Below are 21,718 nucleotides of genomic sequence, written 5' to 3'. Positions count from 1 at the left end.
GTCGTGGTTTTTTTGTATCTGTATGCTGGCTTTACAGGTACTCGTTGGTAAGTCGCTGATTTTAAATAACAAGCAAATTAGTTTATACTTACGGTCTAATTATTATAATCCCCTGTCGTTGGGGCGCTGCTGTATCAGCGTCAATCATTTCTTTAAGAGAGAATATGTTAACCACACTGCGTCGCATTGTTTTGGCTTTTACCCAGGAACCCGAGTTAAATAAAGCTCTGGGCAATATGGTAGCCGATGTCAAGCAGGCGCTAAAAACCGACTGTTGCTCCATCTACCTTGCCGATTATCAACAACAACATTTTCTGTTAATGGCATCCGATGGTTTGGCGCAAGCGTCACTGGGGCACACCTCTATAGGGTTTTCTGAGGGGCTTGTCGGTTTAGTCGGGCAACGTGAGGAACCTATTAATATTGCCAACGCGCAATTTCACCCTCGCTTTAAGCATGCGCCTGAAGTTAAAGAAGAAGATTTAAATGCGTTTATGGGGACGCCGATAATTCACCAACGCAAAGTGTTAGGTATTATTTCCGTTCAGCAACGTCAATCACGACAATTTAACGAAAATGAAGAAGCGTTTTTAGTGACGCTCGCTGCACAACTTGCCGTTGTTATCGCCAACATCGAAAGCAAAGAAATACTCAGCCGAAGTAAACATCAGCAAAATCGCCAATTTATTCAAGGTGTGCCAGCGTCACCTGGCTTAGCCATTGGTAATTTATATGTTAGCTACCCCAAAGCTCAGTTAAGTGGCATCAGTTTGCGCAAAAGCGACAACAAGGAACAGCAATTATCGTTGTTTTATGGTGCCGTGCGACAAACTCGTGACGATTTAATGAACATGAGTGAGCGTATGCAAGGGGCGATCCCCGAAGATACTTTAGATATCTTTGAGATGTATCGTCACATGCTAGAAAGCGCAAGTTTAGGTGAAGAAATAACCGAGAAAATTGCTCAAGGTTGGTCCGCTGAAAGTGCCTTAAAACTGGTCATAGAACAATATGTGGTGCAATTTGAAGCGGTGGACGACGCTTATATTCGTGAAAGAGCCACCGATATTAAAGACTTGGGCAACCGAGTGTTGTATCACTTGCAGCAGGAAACCTCATCAAGGGTACATTTTCCCGAACAGATGATCTTAGTGGCAGAAGAAGTCACTGTCTCCTTGTTAGCTGAGTATCAAGATAAAAGCTTGAAAGCCATCGTTTCCTTACAAGGTTCAACCAGCTCGCATGCGGTTATATTGGCAAGAGCTCTAGGCTTTCCTGCTATTGTTGCTGTAGGTAATATTCCATTGAGTTTGTTTTCTGACAAACAGGCGGTTATCGATGGCTACTCAGGGGAAATCTATTTATCCCCGGATGAGGCAATATTAAATGAATATTGCCATTTAGTTAAAGAAGAGCAAGAGCTGCAGCAAATCGTTGCGCAAGTGGTTAACCTGCCGGCGGTAACCCAAGACGGTCGTTCAATCGAGTTATTACTGAACGCGGGCTTAAGCACTGAGTTTAACGAGTCGATGAAAAATGGTGCGGTTGGTATTGGTCTGTATCGTACTGAAATTCCATTTATGGAACGTAACTGTTTTCCATCGGAACAAGAACAAATTTGTTGGTACAAAACAGTATTAGAGTCGTTTCAACGTCAACCCGTGGTGATGCGAACCTTGGATATTGGCGGTGACAAAGCGTTGTCATACTTTCCAATTAAAGAAGATAATCCGTTTTTGGGATGGCGTGGAATTCGCGTAACCCTAGATCACCCTGAGATATTTTTGGTGCAAGTTCGTGCCATGCTAGCAGCCAATATTGGTCAGGGAAATTTGGAAATTATGTTGCCAATGGTGTCCAGTTTAAATGAAGTGGATGATGCTATACGCTTGATTAATCAAGCGTATTATGAGATTTCCAATGAAACAACACAGACGGTAGCAAAACCTAAAATCGGTATCATGATTGAAGTTCCGTCGGTGATTTTTCAGCTCAAAGAACTTGCAGAGAAAGTCGATTTTTTTAGTGTAGGCAGTAACGATTTAACCCAGTACTTACTGGCGGTTGATCGAAACAATGCTCGGGTTTCTGTGTTATACGATACCTATCATCCAGCCGTGTTAAGAGCCCTAAACCATATTGCCGAACAAGCTCAACTGAGTTTGATAGAGCTTAGTTTATGTGGCGAGTTGGCAAGTGACCCTGGCGGTGCTTTGTTATTAATGGCCATGGGATATGATAAACTGAGCATGAGCTCTCATAATATCCCTAAAATAAAGTGGGTCATTCGTAACGTCAGTTACGAGCAATCACAACAAATATTAACTCAATGCCTCATGTATAATACGTCCGATGAGGTTCATAACTACCTAAATGATCAGTTGGAATTACTGGGCTTAGGTGGTTTCGTTCGCGCTGGTAAATAGACTTATACGGTGCTATTGCGTATCAGCCAACAAAGCCAATAATATAGACCGGGTTTTGGCTTTACAGTCGATTTAGGTCTTCACAAAAATTAAAAGACAAAATGTTTCTTTCGGTATTTTTAGTATGCATGTTAATAGGCACGCTAGTAGGGTTTCTTGCTGGCTTGCTTGGTATTGGTGGTGGCTTGGTTATTGTGCCGGCATTGGTCATGCTGTTACCGAAGTTTGGTGTTGCCAAAGAAATTGTCATGCCAATTGCATTAGCCAGCTCTTTGGCGTCGATTGTGGTTACCTCATCTATGGCCGCATTCAATCATCATAAACTCGGTAACATTCCATGGCGCCTCACTAAGAAGCTAATGATCTTTGTCGCAATTGGTGCGGTGATTGGTGCCAACCTGGCGGACTTGTTACCGGCAAAAACCTTGACTTGGTTATTTGCCAGTTTTGTCATCGTGCTGGCGACGTATATGTTGTTATCGATAAGGCAAACAGTGCAACGTGACCTGCCGTCTAAAAGAGTGTTAAAAGCGGTTTCAGCGTTCACGGGTGTTATTTCAAGCTTAATGGGCATCAGTGGTGGCGCCGTTTTAATCCCTTTTTTGACCTATTGCGGCATGAATTTATTGCATGCGATAGGTATTTCCACTGCATGTGGCATGATAGTGTCGCTTTTTGGCACAATGGCGTTTATGATAGCAGGTCTTGGAAATCCTAATTTACCTGATTGGAGCTTAGGATATATCTATTGGCCTGCGGTACTCGGTATTGCGTCAACGTCGACAATACTCGCTCGATATGGAGTGAAACTTGCCAACCGCTTGCCAGTGAAAACAATAAAAAAAGTTTTTGCCGCATTCTTGATATTAGTGGCAATAAAAATGATGTTTTAAAACGGATTGTCTATGACATTTGCAGCTATTCAATTTCCACAAATTGATCCCATTATTTTTTCCGTCGGCCCTGTTGCTTTGCGCTGGTATGGATTGATGTACCTAATTGGTTTTATCTTTGCCATGGTTTACGCCAATAAAGCGGCCGATAAATCCAATGGCGTGTGGAGCCGAGACCAGGTTAGTGACCTATTATTTTATGGCTTTCTTGGCGTCATTGTTGGCGGTCGAGTCGGCTATGTATTGTTTTATAATTTTGACTATTTCTTAAGTGACCCGCTGTATTTATTCAAAATATGGACCGGTGGCATGTCATTCCATGGCGGCTTACTAGGCGTATTAACGGCTATATTGTTGTTCGCCCGTAAAGAAAAAAAGTCCTTCTTACAAGTTGGTGATTTTGTCGCGCCACTGGTGCCATTTGGCTTAGGGGCAGGGCGCATCGGTAACTTTATTAACGCCGAGCTTTGGGGCCGAGAAACTGACGTCAGTTGGGCAATGGTTTTCCCAAGCGATCCATTGGGGCTTGCTCGCCACCCATCGCAATTGTATGAGTTTTTCCTCGAAGGCGTGGTATTGTTCTTTATGGTTTACTTTGTCAGTAAACATACAAAAGCGACTGGTGTCGCGGGCGGTACATTTTTAGCCGGTTATGGCGCATTTCGATTTATCGTTGAATTCTTTAGAGAACCAGATGCCCATTTAGGCTTTATTTTTAGCTTTATTTCTATGGGGCAAATATTGTCCTTACCTATGGTAATTGGTGGTTTGGCATTGATTATCTGGGGCTTAAATCAACACACAAACGACACAAGCAACAAGCAAACCAAGGGAGCGCACTAATGAGACAGTATTTAGATCTTTGTCAACGCATTATCGACGAAGGTGTTTGGGTAGATAACAAACGTACCGGCAAGCGCTGTCTTACGGTTATCAATGCTGACTTACAATACGATGTGGCCAATAATCAATTTCCATTGATCACCACACGTAAAAGCTTTTATAAAGCAGCCATTGCGGAATTGCTTGGTTATATCAAAGGTTATGATAATGCCGCTGATTTTCGTGCGCTTGGCGCTCGTACTTGGGACGCCAACGCTAATGAAAACAGCGTATGGTTGAACAACCCATACCGTAAAGGTGAAGATGATATGGGCCGCGTCTATGGTGTACAAGGTCGTTCTTGGCAAAAGCCAGACGGCGGCACCGTAGATCAGTTAAAGAAAGTGGTCGATAATTTGAAAAACGGTAACGATGACCGTGGCGAAATTATCTCTTTCTATAACCCTGGCGAATTTCATATGGGCTGTCTACGCCCATGCATGCACACCCATAATTTCTCGTTACTAGGTGATACATTGCATTTGACGAGCTTCCAGCGTTCATGTGACGTACCATTAGGGCTTAACTTTAACCAAATTCAAGTGTTTACGTTTTTAGCCTTGATGGCGCAAATTACCGGTCATAAAGCGGGCACCGCTTTTCATAAAATTGTCAATGCGCATATCTATGAAGATCAGTTAGATTTAATGCAAAATGTTCAACTTAAACGTGAACCGTTAGCTGCACCTAAGTTAGAGATTAATCCAGATATTAAAACCTTGGAAGATGTCGAAAAATGGGTTACCGCGGATGACTTTAAAGTGGTTGGTTATGAGCATCATGATCCGATTCAATACCCATTTTCGGTATAGCTTTTACGTATAGCTTTCTGTTCGCTTAAATCGTTTGACCAAACGCTTAGCAAATTGCTTAACAAAACGTTTAACAAGCAGCTTAAACAAAACTTAAAGAAAAAGGAGAACAGTGATACTGTTCTCCTTTTTTATCTATATCTATTAACTAGTTGGTCAGGGCTAGTTGAAGCTGTGTCGAGTTCGCTGCTATGCTCCGGCGAACTCAGACAAGTTAACTAAGCTCTTAACTAAGCTCTGCGTCTCGCAAATCGTAATCCTAGTAGACCACTTGCAAGTATAAGCAGTGAAGTTGGCTCAGGAACTTCTGACGGTGGGTTCGTACCATCACAGCTGCTCGGTAAATCACTTGTTGTGCTTACTTCATCTTCGTTACACATACGAGCGTAAAAGCTGATATGTGACACTTCTTGCATCTGACCATTAGGACCGATGAAAGGAGAATCCCAAGTGAATATGTAGTCGCCAGACTCTTCATCGAATGCGGCGCCAAAATCAAGCCAGTAGCCAACGTAAACATCAGGATCCGCAGCAGAACCGCCTTTTAGTACAACCATGATGTCATAACCATCGATAGGATCAAAGGTGAACATCCCAGACTCAGCAGGAACATTTTCCCCTTCGTCTTTCTCAAGGAACATCCAATCACTGTAACCAAACATCATGTCTACGTTAACTTGTAACGGGTCTTTAATGAAATCATTAGTTTCTGAGCCCATATCACATGCAAAGCTTTGTTCGATACCAATGTATCTATCTTCACATGGAGCCATGTAGCTTGCGTTTGCCCCGAATGCTGAAAACGCGAGTATTAACACGGCACCTATTATACTTTTTCCTTTCCACATAACCTTGCCTCTTGGGTTTTATTGTTAACTGAATAATTGAGTTGAACAAAGCAATATACATTCCAATATTTTTTTTATGTTATATTTCAATGTCTTATTTGTGTTTCTCGGTTGCTGACTCGGTGGGTGCTTGATTCGAGTGTAAAAAAGCCTGTCAGTATCAGAATTGCAGCTAACAGCCATCTTATTGAAAGGTAACAACTTTACATTAAAGCCATTGTTTTAAGGCTGGATTTATCTTTATTCTGACGGTGTTGTTGATGCTACAGGCTATGTTTATAAAGGCGTTGAGGGGTAGGGGATCAAGGAGATAAAAATGATATTTGTTTTGAAAGGGTAAACAAAAAGAGAACAGGATCACTGTTCTCTTTGTCATTGGTTCTTCAGGCGAAGGCCTAAGATGCGTTGGAGATAAAGACGAGTCTATTAAACTCTTTTTCTTGCGAAACGTAATCCCAGTAATCCACTTGCTAAAATCAGTAACGAAGTAGGCTCTGGCACTTCTGACGGTGGGTTGGTACCGTCACAGTTGCTTGGCAGACCATCGGTGGTCGATGCTTCGTCACACAAGCGAGCGTAAAAACTGACGTGTGAAACATCTTGAATTGGTCCATTAGGGCCAACAAATGGTGACTCCCAAGTGAAAATGTAGCTGTCAGATTCTGCATCATACGCTGATTCAAAATCTAACCAGTAGCCAACATAGACATCTGGGTTTGCTGCTGCACCACCTTTTAGTACAACCATGATGTCATAGCCGTCCATCGGATCAAAGGTGAACGTACCTGATTGACCCTGACCTGAGTTGCTTTCATCTTTAGAGAGGAATTCCCAATCATCATAACCGAACATCATGTCTACATTGACTTGAAGCGGATTGAGTTTGTCATTGTTGACGGTACCCATGTCACAGGCATAACTTTGCTCAACACCGATATACATTTCATCACAAGGCGCCATGTAACTGGCCTTGGCGGCGAATGAGGAGAGTACGAGCAGCAACATAGCACCAATCAGATTCTTTCCTTTAAACATAAGATTTCCTCTTGAATTTTGTCTTTAGCCGTTAATTTGGAACTCGGGCTAAAGGTTGCAATATCCATTCCGAAATAATTTTTACTTATCTTATTAGTGACTTGACGTCGAAATAGGTATGAAAACAAAAGGCAAAGTAGTGATTTGTAAAAAATTCTGACACCAGTTCAGGCCTTGTGGAAAAAGGGATGACGGACTTTTTTACAGCTTTTAAGGGGCTTTTTTAAGGTTTTTAAGGTGGCTTTTTTTAGGCAAAAAAATACCGCCAAAAGGCGGTATTTCTAAAAAAACTTTAGCAAAAACTCAATTAAAGAGCTTTGATTTTTGCATTTAAACGACTCTTAACACGAGACGCTTTGTTTTTGTGGATTAAACCTTTACTTGCGTAACGGTCTAAAATTGGTGTAGCAGCTACCATTTCTTGTGTAGCAACTTCTTTGTTACCAGCTTCAATTGCAGCGATAACTTTCTTCACGTAAGTACGCATCATAGAGCGACGTGAAGCATTGTGTTGGCGACGCTTCTCAGATTGGACAGCGCGCTTCTTAGCAGACTTAGAGTTAGCCAAGGTGAACTCCTAAAATTTAAATAATATAGCCATAATTTAAGGCTGCGAAATATGCCTGTTTTTTCCGCCAATGTCAAACGTTTTAACTAAATAAAATCGATTAACTGATGATTAGGATGAAATAGCGGTTTTAACCCAGCCCGTCAAAGGATATGATACTAACATAATTGGCCCCTGAACCGAAACTTTACCGGCCTTGGTAACCAAATTATTAATAAAAATAACAAAGGAGCAGCAATTTTGGCTAAGCGTTTGCTTAAATCTGGCCTAATAGTCAGTTTTATGACCCTCATATCAAGAGTACTGGGTTTGGTCAGAGATATCGTTATTGCTGACAAGATTGGTACCAGTGCGGGTGCCGACGTATTCTTTTTTGCAAACAAAATCCCAAATTTCTTGCGTCGATTATTTGCTGAAGGCGCATTTGCACAAGCTTTTGTGCCGGTATTGTCTGAATATCAGCACCAAGATCAAGCCAATGGCACAAACGAAAGCAGAGAGCTGATAGCTAAAGTCAGCGGTACATTAGGCGTCATTGTCTCGGTTGTCACCTTGTTTGGCATGATAGCCTCGCCTGTGGTGGTTGCGTTATTTGGCTTTGGCTGGTTTGTCGATTGGCTTAATGATGGCCCTAACGCCGCTAAATTTGACTTAGCATCAAGTTTGTTAACCATTACCTTTCCTTATTTATGGTTTATTGCCTTAACCGCGCTGGCAGGTTCCGTGCTTAATACCCTAGGTAAATTCGCCGCAGCAGCGTTTACACCCGTACTGCTCAATGTGTGCATTATATTGGCGGCGATATTTCTATCCAGTCAATTTGAAGAGCCAGCTTATGCCTTAGCCTGGGGAGTATTTCTTGGTGGTTTAAGTCAATTTTTGTTTCAGCTGCCGTTTTTGTATCGCGCAGGTGTATTAGTGAAACCGTCATGGGGTTGGCGCCATCCTGGTGTTAGCAAAATTCGCAAGCTTATTGTCCCGGCTTTGTTTGGCGTATCAGTGACACAAATTAATTTATTGCTTGATACCTTGATTGCCAGTTTCCTTATAACCGGTTCGATCAGTTGGCTTTACTATGCAGACCGTTTATTAGAGTTTCCGCTTGGTCTGTTCGGTATTGCCATTGCTACCATCATTTTACCGAGTTTATCGAGATTACATGCCAGCAAAGATTCTGGCCAATTTGCCGATACCATTGGCTGGGCATTAAAAGTGGTGAGTTTATTAGGCTGGCCAGCGATGGCGGGTTTGATTGTATTAGCGCAACCCGTGATTATGGTGCTATTTATGCGCGGTGAGTTCTCGCAGCAAGACGTGTTACATGTATCTTATGCGTTATTCGCCTACATGAGCGGTTTAATAAGCTTTATGTTCATAAAAATCCTCGCTCCAGGCTATTACGCGCGCCAAGATACCAAGACCCCTGTGATAATAGGTGTTAAAGCGATGGCAGCTAATATGGCGTTCAATCTAATGTTGGCACCGGTATTTGGCTATGTCGGGCTAGCCATTGCGACGGCTTTATCCGCAACATTGAATGCAACCTTGTTATATAGAGGCTTAGCGGCGAAAGATATTTATCATATCGACCGAGCAACGATAACCATCATCGTCAAATTAGTCATCAGTGCAGCCATTATGGCCTTGGCACTAATGTGGTTATCACCGGAATTTGCCCTGTGGGTTGATATGTCGTTGTGGCAAAAGGTCAGCAACTTAATTGGCCTTATCCTGTCCGGCGCAGTTATCTATTTTGCAGCAGCGGCTGTGCTGGGTCTTAGGCCACGCCATTTTATTGGTAAATAATATGGCAACGGCTCGAATTACTGCGAAGTAACAAGCATATAGGCAATAATTTGTCGTCAAATTAGCTCAAATAGCCACTTTACTGATGCCGCTTTTTCGTCAAACGAAAAAAAAACTCTAAAAATTTTGCAAACTTGCGTTTAGGTGCTGATTATTGCGCCACACTGATATATAATTCGCCGGTTATTACTGGCGTATTTATATTGTCTTTTAAAAGGCAGTATCTTCGCTATCACTGAGGTACAGGTTTTTACGTTAATGCAACTGGTTAGAGGCATCCACAATATTCGAGACGCGCACAATGGCTGCGTGCTAACTATTGGTAACTTTGATGGTGTGCATTTAGGACATCAGCGAGTTGTTGAAGCGCTGGTTGAAAAAGCCCAACAGTCGAATTTGATCCCCGCCGTAATGGTGTTTGAACCACAACCTCAAGAATTATTTAACCCGCAAATGGCACCGGCAAGGTTAAGCCGTTTGCGCGATAAATATTCGTTGTTGGCAGAACTCGGCGTGAAGCGCTTAATTTGTGTTAATTTCAATCACAAATTTGCAGCACAATCAGCAGAACAGTTCGTCGAAGATTTATTGGTACGCAAACTTGGTGTAAAACACCTGATCATCGGTGATGATTTTCGGTTTGGTAAGAATCGCTTAGGTGATTTTGCCATGTTGCAACGAGAAGGCTCTAAATACGGTTTTGACGTAACCGATACCGCCAGTTTTAAAGTACATCAATGTCGTATTTCCAGCACCGAAATACGCAAAGCGTTACAACAAAACGACTTAGCAGAAGCACAAGTGATGCTTGGGCGAAAATACAGTATCCGTGGCCGTGTGGTTCACGGTGATAAACAAGGCCGAAATTTAGGTTTTCCAACCGCAAATGTCTTGTTAAAACGCTGCGTATCACCGGTCAGTGGTGTTTATGTGGTGCAGACCAATATAGCCGGTCAGTCGTATAATGGTGTCGCCAATATAGGTTCGAGACCAACAGTAAGAGGCATCCGACAACAGTTGGAAGTCCATATTTTTGATTTTAAAGGTAATTTGTACGGTAAACAGATAGAAGTTGTGTTACTGAAAAAGTTACGAGAAGAGCAACGATTTGCCTCTCTAACGGATTTGACCGCACAAATTGCCATAGATGCAGAACAAGCACGCCAATTTTGCCTACAGCAAGGTTAATCTTGGCATTACATGCAAGTGAATAGTTAATAGCTACGGATAATTATTTCAATGAGTGATTACAAACATACCTTAAATTTACCCGATACCGAGTTTCCGATGCGCGGTAATTTACCGCAACGTGAACCGAAAATGCTGCAAGCATGGGCGGAACAAGATCTATACGGTCAAATTCGAGCCGCCAAAAAAGGTAAAAAGTCATTTATTCTTCATGACGGCCCTCCGTATGCTAACGGTAATATTCACTTAGGGCATGCCGTAAACAAAATTCTTAAAGACGTTATTGTTAAAGCGAAAACCTTGTCTGATTTTGACTCACCATACGTTCCTGGCTGGGATTGTCATGGTCTACCAATTGAATTGGTTGTTGAGAAAAAGTGGGGCAAGCCAGGTAAAAAGCTTAATTCGGCGGAGTTTCGTCAAAAATGTCGCGACTATGCGATGACTCAAGTAAATGGTCAACGCGAAGACTTTAAACGTCTAGGTATATTTGGTGATTGGGATAATCCATACCTGACCATGGACTTTAAAACCGAAGCCAATATCATTCGCGCATTGGGTAAAATCACTGAAAACGGTCATTTGCATCAAGGTTTTAAACCTGTGCACTGGTGTACCGATTGTGGTTCAGCACTAGCCGAAGCGGAAGTTGAATACAAAGACAAAGTATCACCGGCCATTGACGTTAAATTTAATGCCGATGACAGTGTGGCGGACTTATTCGATCACCCAGAAGATCATCGTGGTGAAGGCCAAATTGGTATTGTCATTTGGACAACGACGCCGTGGACGCTACCAGCGAATCGCGCGGTGTCTGTGCACCCTGACTTACAATACACCTTGGTACAAGCAGAAACCGAGCAAGGCCCATTGCGTCTTATTTTGGCCACAGATCTTGTTAAAGACTGCATGGACCGTTTTGGCGTAGAAAAATATCACGCTTTAGGTTTTTGTAAAGGTGGTGCGCTTGAAAACGTTCGAGTTCAACACCCATTTTATGATTTCACTGTGCCAGTGATTTTAGGCGACCACGTGACCACTGATTCAGGTACAGGTTGTGTACATACTGCACCGGGTCATGGTGTAGATGATTTTAACGTTGGCCGTAAATATGACCTAGAAGTGGCTAACCCTGTTGGCGCTAATGGTGTGTATTTACCGGATACCGAGTTATTTGGTGGTCAACACGTATTTAAAGCCAATAATAATGTCGTTGAAACCCTAATAGAAAAGGGCGCTTTGCTGCATCATCATGCTTATGAGCATTCTTACCCACATTGCTGGCGCCATAAAACGCCGATTATTTTCCGTGCGACACCGCAATGGTTTATCAGTATGGATCAAAATAATTTGCGTAGTGATTCATTAAAAGAAATCAGCAAAACCAAATGGATCCCAGACTGGGGCGAAAGCCGCATCGAAAAAATGGTTGAAGGTCGACCTGATTGGTGTATTTCACGCCAACGTACTTGGGGTGTGCCAATTGCTTTGTTCGTTCATAAAGACACCGGTGCTTTGCACCCTGATTCAATCGCCTTGATTGAAGAAGTCGCGAAGAAAGTTGAACAAGGCGGCATTCAAGCGTGGTTTGACATGGAACCAGCGGAATTACTCGGCGAAGGTTCAGATGAGTATGTAAAAGTACCTGATACCTTAGACGTTTGGTTCGATTCTGGTGTTTCGCACTACTCAGTTGTTTCGGCTCGCGAAGAGTTCGACAAGCGTGCTGATCTGTACCTCGAAGGTAGCGATCAACACCGTGGTTGGTTTATGTCATCAATGATGTCATCGGTGGCAATGACTGGTCAGGCACCATACAGTGAAGTGCTAACTCACGGTTTTACCGTCGATGTTAACGGTCATAAGATGTCTAAATCGCTTGGTAATGTTGTCACGCCAAGTGAAATTACCAATAAAATGGGTGCCGATATTTTACGTCTTTGGGTCGCGTCAGTGAACTATACCCAAGAAATCACCGTGTCGAATGAAATCTTTAAGCGTCAAGCTGACGCGTACCGTCGTATTCGTAACACGTCGCGTTTCTTATTAGCCAATATGAATGGCTTTGAGCCAAATCAGCATATGGTTGCCGTTGAAGATATGGTTGCCTTGGATCGTTGGGTTGTCGCTAAAGCCGCAAGCTTGCAACAAGAGATTGTTGACGCTTATGACAACTACGAGTTCCATGCGGTTGTGCAAAAGTTAATGAACTTCTGTACCACAGAGCTGGGTGGTTTTTATCTGGATATTATCAAAGACAGACAATATACCGCGAAAGAAGACTCGCATGCGCGTCGTTCTTGTCAATCGGCATTATTCTTAATTGCAGAAGCAATGGTTCGTTGGATGGCACCAATCACCTCGTTCACTGCACAAGAAATTTGGTCGGCATTACCAGGTGAGCGTGATGAGTTTGTATTTACCGGTGTTTGGTTCGATGGTTTACAAGAGCAAGCACAAGACGCTGAACTAAACGATGCATTCTGGACACAAGTATTGGCTGTTCGTACCGAGGTCAACAAAGCATTAGAGCAAGCGCGTCGTGACGAAGTTGTTGGCGCGACCTTGCAAGCGGACGTAACCTTATACGCATCGGAAGAGCTGGCGGCTAAATTGCAAAAGCTTGAGCAAGAGTTGCGTTTTGTATTGATTACCTCTGCCGCAAACGTGGTTACTGGTGAAGCGCCAGAAGGTGCCTTTGTGAGTGAAGTTGCTGGCTTGTCAGTTGTTGTTAAAGCATCAAGTGGCAGCAAATGTGAGCGTTGTTGGCACTATACCGACGATGTTGGTAGCAATGAACAACACGCTGATTTGTGTGGTCGTTGTATCACCAACATTGAAGGTGAAGGCGAAACACGTCAATTTGCCTAAGACATGGCAATAGAGAAGTAGGCTTATGTCAAACGTATTTAAAGAAACAGGATTGCGCTGGCTCTGGTTGGCGCTGATAATGCTGATTGTCGATCAAGCATCGAAGCAATTGGTTGTCGCAACCATGGATTACCGTCAAAGTATCGCGGTAATGCCATTGTTCAACTTAACCTATGTACACAACCCAGGCGCTGCATTTAGCTTTTTGGCTGATCAAGGCGGCTGGCAGCGTTGGTTTTTTACGGCGATAGCCGCCGTGATGAGCATATTGCTGATTTTCTGGATGAGTAAAACACCCAAACACCATAAGATGATCGCCATTGCGTTTGCGTTGATCTTAAGTGGTGCGGTGGGTAACCTTATCGATCGGGTTATGTACGGTTACGTTATCGACTTTCTCGATTTCTATATTGGTAATAGTCATTGGCCGGCATTTAATATTGCCGATTCGGCGATTTTTGTCGGTGCTGCATTGATGATCATTGATGCTTTTAAAAATGACGATAAGTCAAAATCCGAGTCCAAGACTCAATCTCAAGAGTAGTAATAATGAGTGATAAAATCGTTGCTGAAAATTCAAGTTTATTGATGCACATTACCATGAAGTTATCGGATGGTTCTGCAGCCGATAGCACCAAGGTTAATAATAAACCTGCCCGAGTAAATTTGGGAGACAGCAGTATCTCTCCAGCGTTCGAACAACAATTGTTAGGGCTTCAAGCTGGTGATTCTAAAGAGTTCACCTTGGCGGCAATCGATGCCTTTGGCGAAGTGAACCCTGAGAATATTCATTACGTTGATAGACAAAAGTTTACCGCTGAGACACTGCCTGAAGTTGGTGCTATTATGACCTTTACCGCTCCTGGTGGTGAAATTCCAGGCGTGATTCGCGAAGTCAATGATTTAGCGGTAACCGTCGACTTTAACCATCCGTTGGCTGGGCAAGAGATAACCTTTGCTGTCGATGTAGTCGAAGTATTATAAGAAAAGGACAAGTTATGGAAATCATTCTGGCAAATCCTCGTGGCTTTTGCGCCGGTGTTGATAGAGCAATCAGTATTGTTGATCGTGCGCTGGATATATTTGGTGCGCCAATTTATGTAAGACATGAAGTGGTTCACAATAAATTTGTGGTTAATGGCCTTAAAGATCGTGGTGCCATTTTCGTCGATGAATTGCACGAAGTTCCAGATGATAATACCGTTATCTTTTCTGCTCATGGCGTGTCTAAAAAAGTACGCCAAGAAGCCAAAGACCGTGGCTTGAAAGTATTTGATGCAACTTGTCCATTGGTAACCAAAGTGCATATGGAAGTTACTCGCGCGTCACGTAAAAATCACGAATGTGTGCTTATAGGTCATGCCGGTCATCCTGAAGTGGAAGGCACTATGGGGCAATATGAATCGCAATCCGGTGGTATCTACCTGGTCGAATCGGTTGCCGACGTTGAAAGCCTGCAAGTGAAAAATGCCGATGTATTGTTTTACTGCTCGCAAACCACACTATCTGTCGATGACACCGCTGAAGTTGTTGATGCGCTAAGAGCAAAATTCCCTAACATCGAAGGCCCAAGAAAAGACGATATTTGTTATGCAACACAAAACCGTCAAGATGCGGTTCGCTCGATTGCCGCCAAAGTAGAATTACTATTGGTTGTTGGCGCGAAAAACAGCTCTAATTCAAACCGATTGCGAGAACTAGCAGAGAAAATGGGCACTACCGCTTACTTGATTGATGGTGCATCGGATATCAACGAAGAATGGCTAACTCAAGCTGATTCAATTGGTGTTACCGCTGGTGCCTCAGCGCCTGAAATTTTGGTTGCGCAAGTTGTGCAACAACTAAAAGCAATGGGCGGTAAAGTGGTTACGGAAAACCCTGGTCGTGAAGAAACCACAGTATTTGCGGTACCAGCCGAGCTAAGATAATGAGCTCTGAAAATCAGATTATAAAGCCCGCAATAGCGGGCTTTTTTGTATCTGAGTGAGTGCCAATATCAGTTAAGTTAAGAATTTGGTCTGAGTTTAAAGTGGCACTTTTTCTGCTGTGCTAAGAACGCCATTTTTTATCTATAATGTGTGTTACTGATAATCTTAATGTTTTAAAATAGTGCCACAACAGCCCAGCATAAGCGCTTTGTGGTGCGCGTTACTTTACGCTCTACGATAAAATTTAAGAGAGTATCTTCTTTTAAATTAGGCAGGAAGCCTATCCACACTAAATGAAAAGGATTTTCATATGATACCTAACAACAGGATATCAACACGCTTGCCATCTTATGCGATAAACGGCGTTACCTTAATCGAGTTGATTGTGGCAATCAGTATCATTGCCATATTATCGACAGTCGCCTTGCCAAGCTTTAAGCAGCTTATTTTACAAAAGCGTATGATGATTGAAGTTAATAAATGGCAGCAAGGGTTTGCCTTTGCGCGCCAAGCGGCGATTAGTTCAGCAAACGTTGTTACGTTATGTCCGTCAAGCGATGGTATGCGCTGCGCTGGCAACTGGCAGCAAGGGACTATGGTATTTGCTGATCTTGATGGTGATAAGCGCAAATCAACAGATGAGAGCGTGCTTTACCGAATGGGAGCGAGCAAAAACGGCATCGTAGCCACTTGGCGAGCGTTTCAAAATCGCAACTACATACAATTTCAACATAACGGTTTTACCTGGTATCAAAATGGTACACTCAGGTTATGTATCGATGGTGAAAACCAACGCTATAATCGAGCGCTGATTGTCACCAGAGCAGGGCGAGTACGCGTATCGCAAGATAACGATGGTGATGGCGTACATGATGATGCATCTGGCGAGTCGATACAGTGCCATTAATTCTCCCTCACTCTCACTAATTCTCATTCAGTCTCATTCACTCTCAAGAACGTTGAGTTGGATTATCAAAGCTCACTAGAATTGCTTAACACGTCAGAGGCAAGCATTGTTATGCTCGCCTGATTGAGTAAATGCTTGCAGAAATTGCTGATGGTCGATGCGGAACGTAAAACACTCGCTATCTTTTTGCTGCGTATCATGCGCGGTTGCGGTGATCATAAAGCTGTCTATTACGCCGGTATGGTGTGTTGTGGTCGCAATCGTTAAACGATATTTTTGTTGTTGTGACAAAGTTGTATCTGGCCACTGTTGATGAGCCAACAGCACAAGGTTGTCACTGTATGTTAAATACTTGCTGAAGTGCTGTTGTTGGGCAATGGCCAGAGCTAATAAGCTGGCTTTTGCATCTTCGCGGTTAACCTTCATTAACCATTGCTGATAATTAGTTAGCGCAACACTTGATAGAATGACGATAATCACTAAAGTTATCATCAGTTCAATCAAAGTAACCCCTCTAAGACTGCTTACTTTTTTCATAAGTGTTTTTCATATGAATTTTTCATGTTTTCTTATAGGCCTTTATTCATAGTTTTTATTGCTGCTCGTTAGCGCTCTTTGAACGGTTAACTTCAATACGAATAAGGTGCTGTTGCAAATAAGGCGCAGAATCTTGTGAGTTGGATCGAGTAAACAAGTGAAAGACATGGTATTTAACCGGCAACGTTAACGAGGCATTAGCGGGCAATTGACCTAAGTAAGCAATTTTATATCGACTGTGGTTGCCTAATTGCTTTGCGTCTTGCCAGTTAATGTCGCTAAGTTGCAAACGGGTGTCGTATCCATGGTAGTAGTCATGGCTGAGAGTTAAATCATCACCTCGAGAGATTTTGTCGCGCAGTTCTTTTTTCGCTTGTGATATCGCCTGATGGCGACGGTTTTTGCTTAACTGATGCATCTGAAAAATAGTTATCTGTGATGACTGATTTAATACTTGCTTAAAAATCGCATTGGCGATGAGCATGATGATGATCAATATTATCAGCACGCTAAACAGCAGTGCTCCGCTTTGCTTATGTTTTAAGCTCATTGCTTGCCTTTGCCTTATCTATACCAGTCTGCATTGTTATTCTTTCTTAGCTTATTAATTCTTAGTGTATTATTTCTTGGCTTATTGATTATTGCCTTAATGATTCCATTATTGGTTAATGATAAAGCTTTGCCGAAACTGTCGGCGGTGATAGTTATCGCTTACTTGATAAGTGATATCACCAAGGCGATAGATCTTATTGTCAACATGTTGGCTATCCGGGCATTTGCTTCGTACCAATAAATCGACGGTTACATGCATCACATTGCGCCAGCTCGCGACGTTATTTGGCGACACGACTTGGTCGACAATATTATCGTCATTGTTATCTAGCCCAAGAGTGATTTGCATGTGCTCAACACCGCTAAGTAATTCTTCCTTTCTCGGAAAGCCGCGATGAGATGTTTGCCAATATAGGGCGGGTACAGGTTGCCCGTTACATTGAATTTGACTGTTGCCGATATAAAAACTGTGACTAAAGGTTTGATGTTGACTGGCATTACTTAGCTGATTGGTTGTATCGGAACTATCTCGACCAAAGTAAAACCTTGACTGAGCAGCATTGGTTTTAAGGTAAAGTTGATTCGGGTCAAATGCCGTGGCTAGCTCATGCTTAATACCACGTAACGTCAATATGTCACCTCTGAGATAAGCATCTTCAGCGACACACAAATAGTCACTGGGTGCATCATTAATCGCAAACACACTTTGTTGGATAGCTCTCGCCCAATCTTGTGAGTCAGCGCGGCAGCTATTGGTAACTGTCGAGATAAAGGCGCTACCAGACAGTTGACTCATCTCAACTAGAGATTGCCAATAGCTGACTTCTTTTAAATCTTGCTCAAGTAAGGTAAAGCTAAAACGTGCGGTGTCATTTATGGCGCTTAGCGTCGACTGATAGTTAAATTGTTTGTTGACCGACGCCAATGTTGCCATGGTTATCGACAGTATAAATATACCAAGCGCCATAGATATCATTAACTCGACTAAGCTAAAGCCCTTAATATTCATAATCTAGGCTCAGGCAATAGTAATTGTCGGTTTTACTGGGGCACTCTGTGTAGTTTTCCACTTGGCCGAGTTCAGACCAGAATAGGCTAGCGGTGGCTTTATTCGAGGTCACGTTAAGCTTGCTTGCGCCATTTGGCAAGTGATGCAGTTGTTGTTGCCAGTTGGCGAGTTGATACTTAGCGACTATGTCAGGCTCACACTGGCTAATGTTGCAATCTACTAACGAGCCGGCAGCTGCCGCCGAAGAGCTGAGAGAAGCTGCAGATGTTAACTGATGAGCGTAGTTATTTATCGCACCGTCATTGCTGCTGAGAAGGTTAATAAGGTCGTTTAAAAGATATTGTGCCTGTATTTGCCGGATATTATTGTGGCTTTTGCTGGTCGCATGCAAGACAACATTAGCTAAATAGAGCATAACTAATGTCAGCAGTAGCATGGCCACTAACACCTCAAGCAAGGTACTGCCTTGGTTTCTGTTATTATTTCTATTTTTGTTTCTGTTTTCGTATTTGGTGAGATTTCGTCTCTTAAAAAACGCAGTCTGGTTTGTTCGTTGCATTTATTAACATCCATGTTGATAACATACGTTATAAGCATAGCGTTATTTTTACAGCCTATCGCTAGGATTAACGTGCCATAGCAGCTAGAGTAAAGTGTTTTTTGGACAAATATTAACCACTTAGCAAGACTAAAATGTAGTTATTATCTAGTAGTAATTTAAATTTAATGTTAGATTAGTGAATAGGAAGTAAAAGGCTTTGTCGATCAGGATGGATCACAAAGCAACACATTAATTTTAACAAAAAAGCTGTTTTATAGGATATTCAAGCGATACAAGGGAAGCGCTTCTGCAGGATGTTAGCTGCAGTTGGGGTATTGGATAATGAAAAGAATAAAAGGCATAACACTAATAGAAATCTTAATCACTGTACTCGTCCTGAGTATATTGGTGAGTGCTGCTGGCCCTAGCTTTATGGATTCCTTCAAGAAAGGTAAGTTAGTTAGCGCCGCTGAACAGATGTATTCTTTCCTGCAACAAGCTCGTTCTGAGTCTATCGCTCGCTCCGAAGAAGTTCACTTTACCGTTAGCAATATGACCTCATCATCATGGTCTTATGGCATGAAAGTAGGGGAGTCTTGTGATCCCAGTAAAACGTCGAATACCGATCCACTTGCCTGTGTATTAACCATAGATGACGGTGACGGCTCTTACAGCGCGGCTAATGATGATGTGCTGTTTCGAGTTGACGGCAGTGAGCACGATGAGCTTAGCATTAGAATGTACTATCAAAGTGGTACCATCACCACGAGTCTGGTCTTTGATCCCACTAGAGGCACTGTTGATGTAGGTCGAAATTTTATGTTTTCTGATGCTTCAAATAACGCAATCGTGGTGCGTGTTAACAGGTTGGGTGTTGTCAATATTTGTTCTGATGATTATGCGGAGTACAATGCATGCGGCCTTTAATCAATCAAAAAGGTTTCACCTTAGTTGAGTTATTGCTTTCCATGGTGTTTGGCTTAATAGTTCTTGCTGGCGTTACAACCATATATGTCTCGGTTGTTTCCAGTAGCGGCAGTACTTTGAAAGAGTCGAAGCTCAGCACACAGTTGATGACCATCATGAGTGTGATGACCAATGATATTCGTCGTGCTGGCTATTGGGGCACATTTACAGAAACACCTTCATCGAACCCATTTAGTGTCCCTAATGACAGCGCTTTAGCGGTGTTTAATTCAATTTCAGCCAATACCGTGGTTGCTGAAAATAGCAATGTTGATGGTGAGTGTATCATCTTTGCTTATGATGCCGATAACGACGGAGAGCTTGATTCAGACAGCGAGTTTTTTGGCTATCGTAAAAACGGCAGCGTTATCGAAATGCGCACTACAGGTACAGTCGCAAATGCTGATAGCTGCAATGAAAATGATGGCGATTGGGAAGAAATCAGTGATTCGGAGTTATACAGCATTACTCGTCTTAGTTTTAACCCGCAAAATTCAGAGTGTGTCAATACACGAGAGCCTGATGAGATAGACAACGATGGCGCCAATGGTGTCGATGATAATGGCGAAATAGACTGTTATGCGCAAACACCAACAGTGGGTAGCGGCGATACTACGGTTGAGACGAGAGAAATTATCATCACCTTAGCGGCAACACTAAATTCAGACAGTGAAGTGACGTATACGATTCAACAATCCATTAAAGTTCGCAATGACATGGTGAGGGTTCGATAATGAAACAATTAACGCTTCGCCGTAAACAGCAAGGTGTAGCAGTACTCGCTATTTCCATCATTTTATTGATTTTAATCACCTTAATCAGCTTGTATTTAGCCCGCAGTGTTATTTTTGAACAACAGCTGGTCAATAATGATATGCGCTCGAAACGAGCATTTGAAGCCGCAGAAGGTGGCCTGGCTCTTGCGCTCGAATATTATGCTGATGGCTTAGATCAAGATGACGATGGCAATATTGATCCGGTATTCGATTCTGACGGAGATGGCATCGGTGACTCAGCCACTGGTACCATTGGTACATCGCCTGTACAAATCAGTGTCAATGAAATTAGCGCCTCAGATGTGATATCAATCGAAGTGATCTCACAAGGTTGGAGTGAAGATGAGTCTGCCACCAGAACCATCACTGTTACCTTGCAAGCGTTAGACCCTATTCCAAATATGCCAGATAACCCACTCAGTACTCGTGGTAATTTAGATATAAACGGTTCTGCATCAGTACATAATCCAGAAGGACATAGTTCGATTTGGAGTGGTGGCGATATTGATATTGGTTCGAATAACGCCACCGCAACGTTTATTGCCGACCCAAGTGATGTGAATTATCCCGCTTGTATGGATGTGCCTCGCGCCTGTAGCGAAATTCAAACATCAAATAAAGAAACTGTTGGTTTGGATATTCTTGAGCATGACTCAGATTTGGCCAACTTGACGCCTGAAGAAATGTTTGAAAACTTTTTCGGCATGTCACCTCTTCAATACAAAGAACGTGTCGCGACCGTGGTCATTGATCCGGCATCGCCGGGTGATTCTAAGGGCTGTGATGCCAATACTTATGCCGATTGCGCTGAAGGTGCTCGAAATGAAGTGGTTTGGTATGAAGGCGATCTCAATATCAATGGCGGTACCGTAGGTTGTAAATCTGTAGTAACAGGTAACAATGTGTGCCCAAGTGATGATGAAGCGCCAAGCATTCTTATCGTTAATGGTAATGTCTCTATGTCCGGTACACCGCACTTTTACGGTGTGGTTTTTATCATGGATACCACCGAAGTGTCGGCAAATGCGACGTTTCATGGTGCCGTTGTCACCGGCGGTGGCTTTAATACCACCAGTGGCAGTTTAGATATTCATTACAATACTGACCTATTAAAAAACACTAGGTTGAATACAATTCCGACTGTTGCAGCAGGAAGTTGGAGAGATTTTTAGG

Annotated in this window: 21 protein-coding genes; 14 read left to right on the top strand and 7 right to left on the bottom strand. The window is 42.8% G+C overall.

Features of this window, described 5'->3' with window-relative positions; genetic code table 11:
• The first annotated feature begins 164 nt into the window (after positions 1–164).
• From ptsP to E2K93_RS03120, 4 genes are all read left to right on the top strand, one after another.
• Positions 165–2,426 (top strand): phosphoenolpyruvate--protein phosphotransferase, encoded by a 2,262-nt coding sequence (gene ptsP, locus E2K93_RS03135; protein WP_135437691.1) that lies wholly within the window; start codon positions 165–167, stop codon positions 2,424–2,426.
• A gap of 101 nt (positions 2,427–2,527) precedes the next feature.
• Complete coding sequence (locus E2K93_RS03130; RefSeq protein WP_135437690.1) at positions 2,528–3,319, top strand: sulfite exporter TauE/SafE family protein; 792 nt, start codon at positions 2,528–2,530, stop codon at positions 3,317–3,319.
• Between the two features lie 12 nt (positions 3,320–3,331).
• On the top strand, positions 3,332–4,162 hold the full coding sequence (gene lgt, locus E2K93_RS03125; RefSeq protein WP_135437689.1) for a prolipoprotein diacylglyceryl transferase: 831 nt from the start codon (positions 3,332–3,334) through the stop codon (positions 4,160–4,162).
• Positions 4,162–5,013, top strand: coding sequence for a thymidylate synthase (locus E2K93_RS03120; RefSeq protein ID WP_135437688.1), 852 nt, complete (start codon positions 4,162–4,164; stop codon positions 5,011–5,013). The genes lgt and E2K93_RS03120 overlap by 1 nt, the downstream gene beginning before the upstream one ends.
• Positions 5,014–5,243: 230 nt before the next feature.
• Here E2K93_RS03120 and E2K93_RS03115 read toward each other — a convergent pair whose 3' ends face one another.
• From E2K93_RS03115 to rpsT, 3 genes are all read right to left on the bottom strand, one after another.
• Complete coding sequence (locus E2K93_RS03115) at positions 5,244–5,861, bottom strand: PEP-CTERM sorting domain-containing protein (RefSeq protein ID WP_135437687.1); 618 nt, start codon at positions 5,859–5,861, stop codon at positions 5,244–5,246.
• A gap of 426 nt (positions 5,862–6,287) precedes the next feature.
• Entirely contained in the window at positions 6,288–6,896 is a 609-nt protein-coding gene (locus E2K93_RS03110; RefSeq protein WP_135437686.1) for a PEP-CTERM sorting domain-containing protein, read from the bottom strand.
• A gap of 307 nt (positions 6,897–7,203) precedes the next feature.
• Positions 7,204–7,464 carry a 30S ribosomal protein S20 gene (gene rpsT, locus E2K93_RS03105; RefSeq protein WP_135437685.1) on the bottom strand — a complete coding sequence of 87 codons (261 nt, stop codon included), beginning with the start codon at positions 7,462–7,464 and terminating at the stop codon, positions 7,204–7,206.
• A 240-nt stretch (positions 7,465–7,704) separates the two neighbouring features.
• Here rpsT and murJ point away from each other — a divergent pair, with 240 nt between their 5' ends.
• The 7 genes from murJ to E2K93_RS03070 all read left to right on the top strand — a co-directional run bounded on the left by murJ (position 7,705) and on the right by E2K93_RS03070 (position 16,164).
• Positions 7,705–9,270: a murein biosynthesis integral membrane protein MurJ gene (murJ, locus tag E2K93_RS03100; protein ID WP_135437684.1), complete on the top strand. Its 1,566-nt coding sequence runs from the start codon at positions 7,705–7,707 to the stop codon at positions 9,268–9,270.
• Between the two features lie 258 nt (positions 9,271–9,528).
• Entirely contained in the window at positions 9,529–10,458 is a 930-nt protein-coding gene (ribF, locus tag E2K93_RS03095) for a bifunctional riboflavin kinase/FAD synthetase (RefSeq protein WP_135437683.1), read from the top strand.
• Between the two features lie 51 nt (positions 10,459–10,509).
• Positions 10,510–13,329, top strand: coding sequence for an isoleucine--tRNA ligase (gene ileS, locus E2K93_RS03090; RefSeq protein WP_135437682.1), 2,820 nt, complete (start codon positions 10,510–10,512; stop codon positions 13,327–13,329).
• Between the two features lie 25 nt (positions 13,330–13,354).
• Positions 13,355–13,873 (top strand): signal peptidase II, encoded by a 519-nt coding sequence (lspA, locus tag E2K93_RS03085; RefSeq protein ID WP_135437681.1) that lies wholly within the window; start codon positions 13,355–13,357, stop codon positions 13,871–13,873.
• 5 nt (positions 13,874–13,878) lie between these two features.
• Positions 13,879–14,313, top strand: a complete 435-nt coding sequence (gene fkpB, locus E2K93_RS03080; RefSeq protein WP_135437680.1) for an FKBP-type peptidyl-prolyl cis-trans isomerase — start codon at positions 13,879–13,881, stop codon at positions 14,311–14,313.
• Between the two features lie 14 nt (positions 14,314–14,327).
• The gene (gene ispH, locus E2K93_RS03075) at positions 14,328–15,257 is read left to right on the top strand and encodes a 4-hydroxy-3-methylbut-2-enyl diphosphate reductase (protein ID WP_135437679.1); all 930 of its coding nucleotides are present in this window, start codon (positions 14,328–14,330) and stop codon (positions 15,255–15,257) included.
• Between the two features lie 310 nt (positions 15,258–15,567).
• Positions 15,568–16,164, top strand: coding sequence for a GspH/FimT family pseudopilin (locus E2K93_RS03070; RefSeq protein ID WP_135437678.1), 597 nt, complete (start codon positions 15,568–15,570; stop codon positions 16,162–16,164).
• A gap of 93 nt (positions 16,165–16,257) precedes the next feature.
• On the opposite strand, the gene E2K93_RS03065 is transcribed toward E2K93_RS03070, so the two are convergent.
• The 4 genes from E2K93_RS03065 to pilV form a co-directional block, all read right to left on the bottom strand.
• Entirely contained in the window at positions 16,258–16,701 is a 444-nt protein-coding gene (locus E2K93_RS03065) for a type IV pilin protein (protein WP_135440390.1), read from the bottom strand.
• 55 nt (positions 16,702–16,756) lie between these two features.
• Positions 16,757–17,251, bottom strand: coding sequence for a hypothetical protein (locus E2K93_RS03060; protein WP_135437677.1), 495 nt, complete (start codon positions 17,249–17,251; stop codon positions 16,757–16,759).
• Positions 17,252–17,359: 108 nt separating this feature from the next.
• Complete coding sequence (locus tag E2K93_RS03055; RefSeq protein ID WP_135437676.1) at positions 17,360–18,262, bottom strand: PilW family protein; 903 nt, start codon at positions 18,260–18,262, stop codon at positions 17,360–17,362.
• Positions 18,252–18,821: a type IV pilus modification protein PilV gene (gene pilV, locus E2K93_RS03050; protein ID WP_135437675.1), complete on the bottom strand. Its 570-nt coding sequence runs from the start codon at positions 18,819–18,821 to the stop codon at positions 18,252–18,254. Before pilV ends, E2K93_RS03055 begins: the two co-directional genes overlap by 11 nt.
• Positions 18,822–19,145: 324 nt before the next feature.
• Between pilV and E2K93_RS03045 the strand changes: the two genes are divergently transcribed.
• From E2K93_RS03045 to E2K93_RS03035, 3 genes are read left to right on the top strand one after another with little or no spacing between them, the layout of a single operon-like run.
• Positions 19,146–19,730, top strand: a complete 585-nt coding sequence (locus tag E2K93_RS03045) for a GspH/FimT family pseudopilin (RefSeq protein ID WP_135437674.1) — start codon at positions 19,146–19,148, stop codon at positions 19,728–19,730.
• Positions 19,718–20,503 carry a PilW family protein gene (locus E2K93_RS03040; RefSeq protein WP_135437673.1) on the top strand — a complete coding sequence of 262 codons (786 nt, stop codon included), beginning with the start codon at positions 19,718–19,720 and terminating at the stop codon, positions 20,501–20,503. Before E2K93_RS03045 ends, E2K93_RS03040 begins: the two co-directional genes overlap by 13 nt.
• Positions 20,503–21,717 (top strand): PilX N-terminal domain-containing pilus assembly protein, encoded by a 1,215-nt coding sequence (locus tag E2K93_RS03035; RefSeq protein WP_135437672.1) that lies wholly within the window; start codon positions 20,503–20,505, stop codon positions 21,715–21,717. The genes E2K93_RS03040 and E2K93_RS03035 overlap by 1 nt, the downstream gene beginning before the upstream one ends.
• Position 21,718: the final 1 nt, after the last annotated feature.

The sequence above is a fragment of the Thalassotalea sp. HSM 43 genome (genome assembly GCF_004752005.1).
GTDB lineage: Bacteria > Pseudomonadota > Gammaproteobacteria > Enterobacterales > Alteromonadaceae > Thalassotalea_A.
This window is presented reverse-complemented; position numbering and strand designations above follow the sequence as displayed.